This window comes from Halosimplex litoreum, assembly GCF_016065055.1.
Lineage (GTDB): Archaea > Halobacteriota > Halobacteria > Halobacteriales > Haloarculaceae > Halosimplex > Halosimplex litoreum.
The window spans coordinates 3,469,131-3,483,454 of sequence record NZ_CP065856.1 but is presented as its reverse complement, the minus strand read 5'-3'; the positions used below and the strand labels follow the sequence as shown (position 1 = coordinate 3,483,454).

General features: G+C 63.0%; 10 protein-coding genes, 1 tRNA gene and 3 rRNA genes. 5 read left to right on the top strand and 9 right to left on the bottom strand.

Going from position 1 to position 14,324, the window contains the following annotated elements:
* Positions 1-19: 19 nt before the first annotated feature.
* Positions 20-220: a hypothetical protein gene (locus tag I7X12_RS17335; protein WP_006883934.1), complete on the bottom strand. Its 201-nt coding sequence runs from the start codon at positions 218-220 to the stop codon at positions 20-22.
* A 337-nt stretch (positions 221-557) separates the two neighbouring features.
* Positions 558-641 (bottom strand) — tRNA-Leu (locus I7X12_RS17330).
* 222 nt (positions 642-863) lie between these two features.
* On the opposite strand from I7X12_RS17330, the gene I7X12_RS17325 reads away from it, so the two are divergent.
* Both I7X12_RS17325 and I7X12_RS17320 read left to right on the top strand, forming a co-directional pair.
* A complete protein-coding gene (locus I7X12_RS17325; protein WP_232342897.1) occupies positions 864-1,961 on the top strand; it encodes a S1C family serine protease in 1,098 nt (365 codons plus the stop codon).
* Positions 1,962-2,030: 69 nt separating this feature from the next.
* Positions 2,031-2,354, top strand: a complete 324-nt coding sequence (locus tag I7X12_RS17320) for a hypothetical protein (protein WP_198061275.1) — start codon at positions 2,031-2,033, stop codon at positions 2,352-2,354.
* Positions 2,355-2,366: 12 nt separating this feature from the next.
* Here I7X12_RS17320 and I7X12_RS17315 read toward each other — a convergent pair whose 3' ends face one another.
* The gene (locus tag I7X12_RS17315; RefSeq protein WP_198061274.1) at positions 2,367-2,774 is read right to left on the bottom strand and encodes an acyl-CoA thioesterase; all 408 of its coding nucleotides are present in this window, start codon (positions 2,772-2,774) and stop codon (positions 2,367-2,369) included.
* A gap of 125 nt (positions 2,775-2,899) precedes the next feature.
* On the opposite strand from I7X12_RS17315, the gene I7X12_RS17310 reads away from it, so the two are divergent.
* Positions 2,900-3,394 (top strand): DUF309 domain-containing protein, encoded by a 495-nt coding sequence (locus I7X12_RS17310; RefSeq protein WP_198061273.1) that lies wholly within the window; start codon positions 2,900-2,902, stop codon positions 3,392-3,394.
* Positions 3,395-3,514: 120 nt separating this feature from the next.
* On the opposite strand, the gene rrf is transcribed toward I7X12_RS17310, so the two are convergent.
* The 3 genes from rrf to I7X12_RS17295 all read right to left on the bottom strand — a co-directional run bounded on the left by rrf (position 3,515) and on the right by I7X12_RS17295 (position 8,522).
* Positions 3,515-3,636, bottom strand: a 5S ribosomal RNA gene (gene rrf, locus I7X12_RS17305).
* A gap of 141 nt (positions 3,637-3,777) precedes the next feature.
* Positions 3,778-6,698 (bottom strand): 23S ribosomal RNA (locus I7X12_RS17300).
* A gap of 352 nt (positions 6,699-7,050) precedes the next feature.
* Positions 7,051-8,522 (bottom strand): 16S ribosomal RNA (locus I7X12_RS17295).
* Together the 16S, 23S and 5S rRNA genes form the textbook arrangement of a ribosomal RNA operon.
* Positions 8,523-9,368: 846 nt before the next feature.
* Between I7X12_RS17295 and I7X12_RS17290 the strand changes: the two genes are divergently transcribed.
* Entirely contained in the window at positions 9,369-10,157 is a 789-nt protein-coding gene (locus I7X12_RS17290; protein ID WP_198061272.1) for a M14 family metallopeptidase, read from the top strand.
* 33 nt (positions 10,158-10,190) lie between these two features.
* Here I7X12_RS17290 and I7X12_RS17285 read toward each other — a convergent pair whose 3' ends face one another.
* From I7X12_RS17285 to I7X12_RS17275, 3 genes are all read right to left on the bottom strand, one after another.
* Entirely contained in the window at positions 10,191-10,661 is a 471-nt protein-coding gene (locus I7X12_RS17285; protein ID WP_198061271.1) for a cupin domain-containing protein, read from the bottom strand.
* Positions 10,662-10,732: 71 nt separating this feature from the next.
* Positions 10,733-11,182, bottom strand: coding sequence for a UPF0179 family protein (locus I7X12_RS17280; RefSeq protein WP_198061270.1), 450 nt, complete (start codon positions 11,180-11,182; stop codon positions 10,733-10,735).
* Between the two features lie 94 nt (positions 11,183-11,276).
* On the bottom strand, positions 11,277-11,660 hold the full coding sequence (locus I7X12_RS17275; protein ID WP_198061269.1) for a DUF5820 family protein: 384 nt from the start codon (positions 11,658-11,660) through the stop codon (positions 11,277-11,279).
* Between the two features lie 596 nt (positions 11,661-12,256).
* Here I7X12_RS17275 and I7X12_RS17270 point away from each other — a divergent pair.
* Positions 12,257-14,323: a PrkA family serine protein kinase gene (locus I7X12_RS17270; RefSeq protein WP_198061268.1), complete on the top strand. Its 2,067-nt coding sequence runs from the start codon at positions 12,257-12,259 to the stop codon at positions 14,321-14,323.
* The last annotated feature ends 1 nt before the right edge of the window (position 14,324 follow it).

Below are 14,324 nucleotides of genomic sequence, written 5' to 3'. Positions count from 1 at the left end.
ACCTCCGGGTCTCGGACCGTTACTCTGACCCCTGCGCGTCGTCGGCCATCTCCAGAATCGACTCGGCGATGTCGCGTGCCTCCTCGGGCGTGTACAGCGTCTGGTCGCCCCACGACTGGTCGATGCGGACGTAACCGTCTCTGGTATCGATGTCGAAGAAAGCGGTATGTTCCAGCGGTGGCACGTCGAGTGGATTGGTCGCCGTGTCGTCCGTTGCCATACCTCAACGTTTAGACTGGATTCTCATAAACCTGCCCCCGAGAGACCGATTTCTGGACGAAGTAATCGCTCGAGCGCCAGTTCCGTGAGAAGTTTGCGAGAGAAGGGATTTGAACTCTCGGACCACCGGAAGACGGTTCGCCTCGACCTGCTCAGCGAACGCGACTTCCGATCCCTCGTTCGCTTCGCTCACGAGGACCCTACGGGAGCGGATCCCGAGTCCGCCGCCGTTTCAAGCTGTAGCTCCGTCTGGAACGTCGGTAAGGAATTTGCGAGGGAAGACCGCTCCGAAGCGGGCTTCCTGCACTGTTTTGCGAGGGGCCGCGAGGGCCACACAGTGCGAGGGAAGGGATTTGAACCCTTGGACCCCTACGGGAGCGGATCTTGAGTCCGCCGCCGTTTCCAGGCTTGGCTACCCTCGCACGCACGTCCAGATTCGATCGAGGCGCTTGAATAGGCTACGGTCTCGCCGTCCCGCGGACTGCCGCTCGGAGAGAGGTCTGGGGTATCGACCGCCTATCTGGTACCCGGTATCGGCCTCCGTAGTAACCGGTTTCAACTCCGGTCGGTAGTTCGGATTTGACCGTGCCATCGCGACGAAACGATTCGGGGGGCCTTCCCCGGCTCGAAGCGACGAACGGACGATGCGACGGACAACGACAGCGGTACTCGTGACGGTCTTGCTCACCGCGGGCAGCGTCGCGGGGGTGACGGCGATCGTACCGGGCGCGGCCCCCCTCGAAGACGCTCGACAGGGGCAACCGGCCTGCGACTACCAGTCGCTGTTCGACGAGACCGCCGGGTCGGTCGTCTCCATCCGGACGAGTTCCGGACAGAGCTCCGGGTTCGTGTACGAAGTCGAGAACGGGACCGACACGAATGCGACCGACGACACCTACGTCGTGACCAACGCCCACGTCGTCAGTGGCGCAGCCGAAGTGGAGGTCGAGTTCGAGGGGAGCGAGTTCCGGTCGGGGTCCGTCGTCGGCCACAGCACCTACGCCGATCTCGCCGTGGTGAGCGTGTCCGATCCACCTGCAGGAACTGGGGCGCTTTCGCTCGCCGACACCGACCCTCAGCGCGGCGAGCGCGTCGCAGCCCTGGGCAACCCATTCGGGCTCGACGAGACGATCTCCCACGGGATCGTCAGCGGCCTGAACCGGACGCTTCCGACCCGGCTGGGCTTCGAGATCCCGAACGTCGTCCAGACGGACGCGCCGATCAGCCCCGGCAACTCCGGCGGACCACTGGTGAACTGTGACGGAGACGTCGTCGGCGTCAACACCGCCGGCATCGCCCGACAGGGCGCCGAAAACATCGGCTTCGCCGTCTCCCCGTCGGTCGTCGAGCGCGTCGTCCCCGAACTCCTCGACGACGGCGAGTTCGACTACCCGTACATCGGCGTCCGGACGACGCCCGTCACCCCCACGATCGCCGACGGTAACGATCTCGACCGCACCACCGGCCTCGCCGTCGTCTCCGTTCTGGAAGACGGCCCCTCGGCCGGCGCGCTACAGGGCCCGACCGAAGTCGAAACAGTCGGGGATCGCCTCGTCCCCACCGACTGGGACCTGATCCTCGCAATCGACGGTCAGCAGTTACGGAGCGGCGAAGCTCTCGGCACGTACCTCGTCACCGAGACTCGGCCCGGCGATACGGTCGACCTGACCGTCCTCCGTGACGGTGACGTCCAGCGCGTCCAGATCACCGTCGGCGAGCGACCCGACCCGGTGGGGGCCTGACCACGCCGCGGTCGACCCTCCCGAGGGGTCGAGCGAACCCCTATGCACGTCGGACACCTACGCTTCGGCATGACCGAACAGACGGACACCCCGACAGCAGGCTCGACCGCGGCGGCGGACGACGGGACCGTCCGCGCCTGGCTCGTCGAACGCACTTACTCCGACGACGAACAGAACATCATCATCCTCGTCTACGCCACCCCGGACGGCCGACGCTACTTCCGGAAGGAACGCGCACTGACGAGTTTCACGAACGACGTGCGCGAGACGACTGCCGCCGTCGACGTCCCCCCGAACAACCTCGGGAGCGTCACCGACCCCGAGGAGCGCGAACGCTACGCCACCGAAGCCACGCGCATGGCCGACGCCTACGAGCCCGACGAGACCGTCTGAACGACACGCGGCTCAGTCGTCCAGTCCCTCGAATTCGCGAACCCGCTCGCGCCACGCATCCGGGACGGGTCGCGATTCGCGCGTCTCCGGATCGACGAACACCTGTGTCGTCTCCGCTTCAGCGACCAGCTCGCCGTCCTGCCGGATCTCGTACGCCATCGTGAAACTCGACTCCCCCATTCGAACGACCGAGACCCCCACGTCGACCGCCGTCAGTTCCGTCACCGACGACCGGAAATCGAGCTCTAGCGACGCGACGACGGCCGTGAACTCGTCGAGCTCGTCGAGCTCGAGTACTTCCTCGACGTAGGCGACTCTCGCCTCCTCACAGTAGGTACCGTAGACGACGTTGTTGACGTGACCGTAGGTGTCGAGGTCGCGATAGCGAACCGGAACTTCGTGTTCGAACGAGGCTTCCATGACTTCTCGCTCGGGAGGGAAGGGGTTAACAACCGTGGGTTCCCGTTCGCGCTGGCCCGTACAGACCGCATCATCCTTCGCCCGGACCGACGGGATTACACTGCGGGAACTCCGAATAGTTCACAATGGACGAACACACCCGGGACTACGGCGTCGGACCACCTACGTCGGGCGATCCCACCGGGTGGCGGGCCGACCGCGGCGCGTCCAACGGTTGGGAGCACGGCACACTCCGGCGCGCCGTCGTCCACGGCGTCGCCCTGTTCAACAGCGGCGAGTTCCACGAATCACACGATTGTTTCGAGGACGAGTGGTACAACTACGGCCGCGGCTCCGCAGAGAGCAAGTTCCTTCACGGAATGGTCCAGGTCGCAGCCGGCGCGTACAAGCACTTCGACTTCGAGAACGACGACGGCATGCGCTCGCTGTTCTCTACCGCGCTCCAGTATCTCGACGGGCTCCCCGACGACTTCTACGGTGTCGACCTCGCCGACGTACGCGCGACACTCTCGACCGCACTCTCCGACCCGACCGCGATCCACGACTGGCGGATCGAACTCGACGGCGACTACCCCGAAGCGACCGAACTCGACTTCACCTACGCCGAACAACTGGAGTAACTCCTTCTCGAACGATCGCGACCGCGATAGCTGCCGCTCCGCGTATAAAATACGGAGACCCTCGACCAGCGGTTGCTGGTCGAGGGTAGTGAATCCGGCCGAATGTGGCCGGGAGATGAGTGGAGGCGGCGAACCAGGTTTCCCAGAGACTCTCGTACTCCAGTACTCGCCGGAACGCAGGCGGGCTTAACGTCCGTGTTCGGGATGGGTACGGGTGTCGCCCCGCCGCTATGGCCGCCCTAACGCCGATCCGCGGAATCGAACCGCGTCCGAACGCTCCGTTCGGATGCCAGTATCGGTAGCTCGATGCGACGACCGCGTGTACGTGCAATCCAGTTTACGCCCGGACCCGAATCATCGGGTACGTATATCAGATACGGAATGATTGGTGGCTTCGGTCGATTAGTACTCGCGGGCTGAACACCTCGTTGCCTCGGTGCGCACACCCCGAGTCTATCGAACTCGTCTTCTACGAGTGACCTCTGCGGTATCTCTTTTCCAGGTGGGTTTCCGGCTTAGATGCGTTCAGCCGTTACCCCGTGTGGCGTGGCTGCCCGGCAGCGCCCTCTCGGACGACCGGTACACCAGTGGCCACCATCCGTAGTTCCTCTCGTACTATACGGACGTTCCCGTCAGATACCAATGACACCCCCAATAGATAGCAGCCGACCTGTCTCGCGACGGTCTAAACCCAGCTCACGACCTCCTTTAATAGGCGAACAACCTCACCCTTGCCCGCTTCTGCACGGGCAGGATGGAGGGAACCGACATCGAGGTAGCAAGCCACTCGGTCGATATGTACTCTTGCGAGTGACGACTCTGTTATCCCTAAGGTAGCTTTTCTGTCAGCAATGGCCCGCATCGAGCGGGCGAATTGGTTCGCTAAACCACGCTTTCACGTCAGCGTTCCTCGTTGGGAAGAACACTGTCAGTCCATCTTTTGCTTTTGCACTCTTCGCCGCGTTTCCGACACGGCTGAGATGGACTTGGGGCGCGCTCGATATCTTTTCAAGCGCGTACCGCCCCAGTCAAACTGCCCGGCTACCGGTGTCCTCCGCCAGGAGTGAGAGTCGCAGTCACTACCGGGTAGTGTTTCATGGATGCCTCGGTGGCCCGCTAGCGCGGGTACCTGTGTAACGGCTCCTACCTACACTGCACAGTAGCGACCACGTCTCAGCGACAGCCTGCAGTAAAGCTCTATAGGGTCTTCGCTTCCCCTTGGGGGTCTCCAGACTCCGCACTGGAACGTACAGTTCACCGGGCTCAACGTTGGGACAGCGGGGCTCTGGTTGATCCATTCATGCGAGTCGCTACTGAAGCGACAAGGTACTACGCTACCTTAAGAGGGTCATAGTTACCCCCGCCGTTAACGGGTCCTTCGTCCTGTTGTACCAGGTGTTCAGATACCCGCACTGGGCAGGATTCAGTGACCGTACAAGTCCTTGCGGATTTGCGGTCACCTATGTTGTTACTAGACAGTCCGAGCCCCCGAGTCACTGCGACCTGCCTCTTCCCGAGGCAGGCATCCCTTCTTCCGAAGGTACGGGACTAGATTGCCGAATTCCCTAACGTCGATTGATCCCGACAGGCCTTGGCTTTCTCCGCCATGAGCACCTGTGTCGGTTCTCGGTACGGACACTGTCATCGTCTTTTCACGGGCCCCAGGCTAGCCTGACTTTCGCTATCCTACCGTTCGTCCGCTTCGTGCCATTACGGCTTCCACGGAGTTGGATAGTTCGACCGGGCGATGGCCCGGCTCAGGTGAACCCGAGGCGTCGACTTTCAATTGACAGCGGCGCAGGAATGTTAACCTGCTTCCCATATCGTCTCATTCGAATTACGGTGAGACTTAGGACCGGCTAACCCTCAGCTGACGAACAGTGCTGAGGAACCCTAGCTCTTTTGGCCGTCAGGATTCGCACCCGACTGTCGCTACTACTATGACCAGGATTTTCGTTTCCAATCGGTCCATACGAACTCTCGGCCGTACTTCCACCCAATCGGAACGCCGACCTACACAATCGCCGTGTTACGGGCGTGGTCAGGTATCGGTGGTGGACTTGAGCCCCGATCATTTTGGGCGCCTCAAACCTCGGCCGGTAAGCTGTTACGCTTTTCTTGGAGGGTAGCTGCTTCTAAGCTCACCTCCCGGCTGTCTAGGGCTTGAGACCACCTTCGATCGCACTTAGTCCACACTTGGGGACCTTAACCCGACTCTGGGTTGTCTCCCTCACGGTACACAGGCTTACCCCGCGCACCGAACTCCCTGCGTCGACGGCGTTCGTAGGTTCGGAGTTTGACAGCACGGCCGACCTCTCTCGAGGGCGGTCCGCGCAATCAGTCTCTCTACCCCACGAACTACCTCGACAGGGGTAATGCTTCGACATTTGTCGGTCGGAACCAGCTGTTGCCGAACTCGATGGGCCTTTCACCCCTACACGTAGGTCACGTGAGGGTGTTGTAAAACACCAACACTAGCAGACCTCCACGTGCCTTTCGGCACGCTTCGTCTTGCCCACGCGTAGATCGTCCGGTTTCGGGTCGTGTCAATTCGACTCCCCGCGCTTGAACACGGCGGCCCTCACGCAAAGCGCTGCGGCCATGTCGGTTTCCCTGTGCCTTCCCGGATGAACCGGTTAGACTCGCCGAATAAACACACTCCCTGGTTCGTTTTTCAAAACGTACGACGGAACATCGGCTCCCCTCCGGTCCTACTGTGCCCTCGCGGGCAGGTCGTTTTCGGAGGGGCCTTTCATGCCCCGTCGCTCCATCGCCACTCGATTTCAGGCCCTGTTTCGCCTCCCTTCTGAGGGTACTTTTCAGCGTTCGCTCGCGCTACTTGTTCGCTATCGGTCTCGAGGAGTATTTAGCCTTGGCAGTAGATGCCTGCCGTATTCACGAGGGATTTCCAACCCCCGCTACTCCGGAACCGGCTCACGTCGTAGAAGTTCTCGCTACGGGGCTTTCACCCTGTATCGCACTCCGTTCCAGGAGACTTCACAAGAACGTTCGGACGCTGATCGCCGGCCCAATACACCACATCGGCCGAAGCCTTCAGTTTGGGCTGTATCGCGTTCACTCGCGGTTACTGACGATATCTCACTTGATTTCTTTTCCGACCGGTACTAAGATGTTTCAATTCCCGGCGTTCCCCATTGCGCGAAGCAATTGCGGTGGGGATTCCCATTCGGACATCCTGCGTTCTTCGCTTCCATGCAGCTCCCGCAGGCTTATCGCAGCTTGGCACGTCCTTCGTCGGCACTCGAGCCGAGCCATTCACCGAGTGGCATAGTAGCCACTACGTCGGATACACGTATCCCGATGATACGGATCCAGTTGACGTCTGGATTGCACGTACACACGGTCGTCATCGTCCATCCCCGGCGGTCGTCGGAGACGGCATCGAACCCTTCCCAGCCGCGTTTTCACGGGCTGGTGCATCAGTTCGGCGGGCGCCGTTGCCCGCTTGTATTGACCGACTCGGAGTCGAACCGAGAACACCTCGAAAGAGGTGCGCTGCCTGCTCGGTCTCCCCCGTGAGGGGGTGACGTGAGCCTTGACAGTTCGGTGCCCGACCGGCGCGGTCGGGTGTCACCGGTGCCTGCCTCGTCGGGGCAGGACTTGTGGGCCGGGGCGACGCCCCGGTCCCGGTCAGTAGGAGGTGATCCAGCCGCAGATTCCTCTACGGCTACCTTGTTACGACTTAATCCCCCTTGCGGAGCCCAGATTCGACCATCGCATGATGGCCTCATCCGGACCCCACTCGGGTGATTTGACGGGCGGTGTGTGCAAGGAGCAGGGACGTATTCACCGCGCGCTTCTGACACGCGATTACTACCGAATCCAGCTTCATGAGGGCGAGTTTCAGCCCTCAATCCGAACTACGACCCGGTTTAGGGGATTAACGTCACCTCTCGGTGTAGTTACCCATTGTCCAGGCCATTGTAGCCCGCGTGTTGCCCAGCACATTCGGGGCATGCTGACCTACCGTTGCCCGTTCCTTCCTCCACGTTAGCCGTGGCAGTCTCCGTAATGTACCCAGCCACCACGAGGGTGCTGCTGGCAATTACGGACGCGGGTCTCGCTCGTTGCCTGACTTAACAGGATGCCTCACGGTACGAGCTGACGGCGGCCATGCACCTCCTCTCAACGGCGTCGGGTAAGGTCATCAACCTGACCATCATTACCGTTGTCGGTGCTGGTGAGATGTCCGGCGTTGAGTCCAATTAAACCGCAGGCTCCTCCGGTTGTAGTGCTCCCCCGCCAATTCCTTTAAGTTTCATCCTTGCGGACGTACTTCCCAGGCGGCCCGCTTACGTCTTCACTGAGGCGCGGCACAGGCTCGTAGCCTGCGCCGAACCGAGCGGGCATCGTTAACAGCTAGGACTACCCGGGTATCTAATCCGGTTCGAGACCCTAGCTTTCGTCCCTCACTGTCGGATCCGTGCTCTCGAGGTGCTTTCGCCATCGGTGGTCCGTTCAGGATTACGGGATTTCACTCCTACCCCGAACGTACCCCTCGAGTCTTCCGGTCCCAAGCCGAGCAGTTTCCGCCGGAAGCCCAGAGGTTGAGCCACTGGATTTCCCGACGGACTTGCACGGCCAGCTACGGACGCTTTAGGCCCAATAAAATCGGCCATCACTCGTGCTGCCGGTATTACCGCGGCGGCTGGCACCGGTCTTGCCCAGCACTTGTTCCCGCACCACCTTACGGTGTGGAAAAGCGAGGGCTCTATGCCCTCGCACTCGGAGTTCCCCTATCGCACTGTCGTGCAGTGTAAAGGTTTCGCGCCTGCTGCGCCCCGTAGGGCCCGGAATCTTGTCTCAGATTCCGTCTCCAGGCTCTTGCTCTCACAACCTGTACCGATTATCGGCACGGTGGGCCGTTACCCCACCGTCTACCTAATCGGCCGCAGCCACATCCTACAGCGCCGTAGCGTTTCGAACTTCCGGCACTCCAACGTGGAAGCTCTATTCGGCATTAGCCTCAGTTTCCCGAGGTTATTCCGATCTGTAGGGCAGTTTGGCCACGTGTTACTGAGCTATTTGCCGCGGGTCTGAACCCGCGCGACTAGCATGGCTAAGTCGAACTCCGATAGCAATGGCCTCCGGCAGGATCAACCGGAATGTTCCCGGCGAAGCCGGGATCTGGCGGAGACACGCTATCAACGTGTAGCACACGTGTGAACGTGTGCGTGTATGTCTGGTCCGTCAGTCGGCGACACCGTATCGCACCGCGTCGGGTATCACCGAACTGTCAAGGCTCACATCAGATCCCATCTGTACGGCGGACCGCAGGGGTGGAATCCTCATGGGTCGGACGCCGGGTCCCAGGTGGGTCGCCCGTCGTCCCTCGTGCGGATATCATCGTAGTGGGTTACCCCACTTAATGGTTCCGAAAGACGCGCCGACCTTCGTTCGGAATCACACGACTGCACCGGAGTGGCGTACGCAGCCACACCGGATTTAAGTGTGAGCCCGGTCGAAGGAGCTGTCTTCCGCTCCGCATGTGTCGAGCACGGCGGACCACGGGTGACCCCCGCTTCCACCGCGCGTCGAACGTATTTCATCCGATGGGTGACGACTGTAAAACCCTTACGAAGCGAGGGCCGCCTTGTGAGGGAAAAACACGCGTTAGAAGCCCTCTCTGACGGGATCGAATGGACGGCTTTATGTATCAGGATCGGTCGAACCGTCGCTGCCAGTGATAGCTTCCCACCGGAGCAGCGGATCCGATAGCTGGGACGACAGGAACTGCGGGAGAACGGGCCGGTTCGGCGACGGGGGGCGCGCCGCGCGGACCAACTGGGCACCGGCGCGGACCGCTCGTCGGTCGCGCGCCGGCCCCCTACCAGTCCCGCCCGCGTGCGCGCTGGAGAAGGCCGACTACCGAGGCCGTTTCGGGGGCGCCGACGGTACGGCGGTCGGGACGAAACACACCACATAAACGGCCGAACACGTAATATCGGGGCGAATGCGAGTCGAGACGCTGGGAGACGGCGAGCCCGAGATCGCGGTCGTCGGCGGGATCCACGGCGACGAGCCCGCGGGCGTCCGGGCGGTCGAACAGTTCATGCAGTCCCGGCCCGAGGTAGCTCGGCCCGTGAAGCTCGTGATCGCCAACGAGGCGGCCATCGAACGGGGCGAGCGCTACGTTGAGGCGGACCTGAACCGGTCGTTCCCGGGCCGCGCCGACGGGCGGAGCCACGAAATACGGCTGGCGCACGCGCTCGGCGAGGAGCTCCGCGGCTGCGTGACGCTCGCGCTGCACACGACACAGTCCTACGGCGGCATGTTCGCGCTGGTCGACGGAGTCCGCGACCTCGCGCGCGAGATCTGTCCTCGGCTGTCGGTCGACGCGGTCGTCGAGACCGGCCACGCGGAGGGTCGTATCTTCGAAGTCGCCCCGGACACGGTCGAGGTCGAATGCGGGTATCAGGGTACCGAGCAGGCGGCGGAAAACGCTCGACAGGTGGTCGGCGAATTCCTCGCCGCGACCGGTGCCTTGCCCGACGAGAAGGCGCACCGCCGGACCGACCTCCCCGTCTTCCGCCTGGGTGACCCCGTCCCCAAGACAGCCGCCGACGAGTACGAGGTGTTCGTCGACAACTTCGAGGAGGTGCTGGCGGGCGAGCGGATCGCGGCCGCCGACGGCGAGGCCGTGCTCGCGGAGAAAGACTTCCACCCCGTCCTGCTGTCGGCGTACGGCTACGAGGACGTGTTCGGCTACACAGCCGAGCGGGTCGGCACGCTCTCGGGGTGAACGACGGCAGACTCGTAGCGTGCGAGTCGACCGTCAGGGCCGATGCTCCGGATACTCGTTCTCGTACCCGAGCAGTCGCCCGACCGCTGCGGCGAGGAGCACGGCGACCTGGACGAGGTTCGGGGGCATCCCGGACGGCGTGACCGGTTCGCCGTCTCGGGCCAGCCCGTAGGTGATTCGCATGAACGCCTCCGTTCGGAGCCCCGGATCGACGCCCCCACGGAGATGTAGCTCGGTCGACCCGGCGTTCCAGAACCGGTGTTCGTCGCCAGCGGCGATCTCGACGCGCTCGCCCGGCCCGTACTCGGCCGGCACCCCCTCGTGGGAGACGCCGAGTCGCCCGCCGACGACCGTGAAGAACTCCTCCTGCTCTGGGTGGACGTGACGCATCGGACCGTGCGACCCGTCGGCGTCGAGCCACATCTCGAACCGCAGCGGGTCCCGACCGGGGTCGTCCGGGCGCTCGGTGAAGAGCACGGTCTTCCCGGCTGTGGGACTGCTCACCCAGTCGTCGTCGACGTACGGCGTGCCCGTCGGTCGGCCGCGTCACTCGGGTGCTCGCGGGTCGCGCGGCGTCACTCCTCGTGGGCCTCGAACTCGACGGTCGTCAGCTCCCGATCCAGCGCGCAGAAATCGTGGGGTGGGTCTCCCACGACCGATTCGATGCGGCGCTGTTCGTCGAAGTCGACGCCCTCGGGTTCACAGAGTTCGTGGCTCGGGCAGTCGGTGTGCGGACAGGACCCTTCCAACGAGACCTTGCTGCCGGCGTAGGCGCTGGCGCTGGCGACGTTCGCGCGCACGGTGGCGGGAACGACGTCGACGGCGACGACACCCGAGTCGTGGACGGCGCAGTCGAGCGTGCTGGCGTTCTCGCGGACGGAGTCGACGCGGTAGCGTCGCCCCTCGGTGAGGGTGAGGCACTGGTCGCGGTACGGACAGCCGTCACAGACGCTCGCCTCGCCCCGGTAGACGAACTCTTGTCCGGGTTCGGCCAGGCGAGAACCGATGAGCGTGAGCGTCGACATGCCCGTGCGTTGGCGATGACGCGGATTAAGCTTCCCGGCCGGGCCACGCTAGAGGTGTTCTCCGGTCGCGGCGGTAACCCGGGCTGGCGGCGTGTCAGCCGCGGCGCTCGGTCAGCTCGTCGAGCTTCGCGAAGTAGTCCTCGCGGGGGACCTGGTAGATAGCACGGTAATCGATTTCGCCCGCGGCGAAGCGTCCGGCTAGTTCGACGGCGCCGGCCGTGGCGGCGTCGCGGGTCTCGTACTCGTCGGGCGAGCGGTTCACCTCCGGTTCGAGGGAGAGCGTGACGACCCAGGGGTCGCTCGGTCGCGTTTCCGTTCCCGGGTGACGGCTACGGCGACCCTTGGTGAGGTAGATCGTGGGCAGACACGGCGCGGGGAACCCCACACCGTCGAAGACGTCGGGCCGGTACGCCAACACGATTTTCTCGCGCTCCTCGGACCAGACCACCCAGCCGTCGGCCAGTCCCTCGAGTGTCATGTCTCACGGTCGGCGCCCGCGGCCCAAGAGTGTCGCGGTCGGTACCGGTAGCGGTCCCGGAACCGCACCGCGCCCGGCCGGCCCGAATACCCCGACTCGTCCGCCTGGTCGCTCCCACTCCGTACGCCCGTTCGGTCCACCCGCAGATCCGCCGCCGGGGCGAGCGCGTCCGGCTTGGGCGTCCGCCGTTTATATACCAATCACGCTTCGCATGGTTACAAATCACACGAACCCACCTCCTTCGTGCTATTTTCGAGTTTCATTCCTCGGAATTAACGGGGGAATACGCAGTTGTCGCGGAAAGGCTTATACCTCGGCAGAACTCATACGATAAATAGTATCGGTGGTTGCGCCACGGTACGCTGCCCAAGACACCGCAGGGTCGCCCGTGCGATTCGCGGTCGGTAGGTGTTCACACGTGACTCTAGACTCGTCCCGGCGGTTTCGACGGCCACTCGTCGTCGAGCGGCGCCGCGGTGGCGAGTGGGCAGTCCCGGGGGCGATGCATCGAGCCCACGAGCGGCCTTCGCCGGTCGCGACCGTCACCGCACGCGCGTTGACGCAAGTACAGTTCGACGCGAACTGTCCGTGATAGCATGACACAGGAAACCCTCGAAGAGCTGAGCCAAGAGTACAGAGACACGATCCCGGCGGACCTGCGCGAGTACAGGTCGTTCGACGCGTACCTGGATCAGCTCTACGACGAGCCCAAGATAGCCCGCAACGCCCACCAGCGCGTTGCCGACATGTTCGACTACTACGGCACCGAGTACGACGAGGACGCCGGCGTCGTCGAGTACGATCTCGCCTCGGAAGACCCACTCAACGACGGTGAGAATACCTTCTACGGACGGATCGTCCACGAGTCGATCCACGAGTTCGTCAACAAGGTAAAATCTGGCGCGCGCGGGCTCGGCCCCCAGAAACGTATCAAACTCCTCCTCGGCCCGGTCGGCTCCGGCAAGTCCGACTTCGACCGCCAGGTGCGTCGCTACTACGAGGACTACACTCGCTCGGACGCCGGGCGGATGTACACCTTCCGGTGGACGAACCTCTGTGACGTAATCGGTGACCAGGATCCGGCCGACGACACCGTCCGTTCCCCGATGGACCAGGACCCGCTCGTGTTGCTCCCCCAGGAGCAACGCGACCGGGTCATCGAAGACATCAACGAGGAGCTGGAGGCCCCCTACACGATCCGCAACGAGCAAGCCCTCGATCCGGCCAGCGAGTTCTACATGGACCGGCTGCTGGCTCACTACGACGACGACCTCCAGCAGGTCCTCGAGAACCACGTCGAGATCGTCCGCCTGGTCGCCGACGAGAACATGCGCCAGGCCATCGAGACGTTCGAGCCCAAGGACAAGAAAAACCAGGACGAAACCGAGCTGACGGGGGACGTGAACTACTCGAAGATCGCCGTCTACGGCGAATCGGACCCCCGGGCGTTCGACTACTCCGGGGCGTTCTGTAACGCCAATCGCGGTATCTTCTCCGGGGAGGAACTGCTCAAGCTGCAGCGGGAGTTCCTCTACGACTTCCTGCACGCCACCCAGGAACAGACGATCAAGCCGAAGAACAACCCCCGGATCGACATCGACCAGGTGATCGTCGGGCGGACGAACATGCCCGAGTACAAGGACAAGAAGGGCGACGAGAAGATGGAGGCGTTCAACGACCGCACCAAGCGGATCGACTTCCCGTACGTCCTCCAGTACGAGGAGGAGGCGAAGATCTACCGGAAGATGCTGAACAACGCGGATCTTCCCGACATCATCGTCGAGCCCCACACCTTACAGATGGCCGGCCTGTTCGGCGTGCTCACCCGCATCGAAGAGCCCGACACGGGCAACGTCACGCTGATCCAGAAGGCCAAGGCCTACAACGGCGAGATCGACGAGGCCGAGGACGTCGACGTGAAGAAGCTCCGCGACGAGGCCGCCGAGAAGGCCGAGATCGGCGAGGGGATGGAGGGGGTCTCCCCGCGGTTCATCGGCGACGAGATCGCCGAGGCGATCATGGACTCGATGCACCGGGATCGGCAGTTCCTCTCGCCGCTGACCACGTTCAATCACCTCGAAGCCAACATCGAGAACCACGGCTCGATCCCAGAAGACCGGTTCGAGACCTACCACCGTTACCTCGAACTCGTCCGCGAGGAGTACAAGGAGCGAGCCATCGAGGACGTGCGCCACGCGCTGGCCTACGACGTCGACGAGATCCAGCGCCAGGGCGAGAAGTACATGGACCACGTGATGGCCTACATCGACGACGACACGGTCGAAGACGAGATCACGGGCCGCGAGCAGGAACCGGACGAGCAGTTCCTCCGGGGTGTCGAGGAGAAACTGGACCTACCCGAGGATCGAAAAGACGACTTCCGCCAGGAAGTGAGCAACTGGGTCTCCCGGCGCGCGCGCGAAGGAGACACGTTCAACCCGCAGGACAACGACCGCCTGCGGCGCGCCCTCGAACGGAAGCTCTGGGAGGACAAGAAGCACAACATCAACTTCTCGGCACTCGTGTCGAGCGGCGAGATGGACGACGACGAGCGCAACCAGTGGATCGACGCGCTCATCGAACAGGGCTACTCCGAAGAGGGTGCGCGGGAGGTGCTAGAGTTCGCCGGTGCGGAGGTCGCAAAGAGCGAGATGGAAGAGTGAC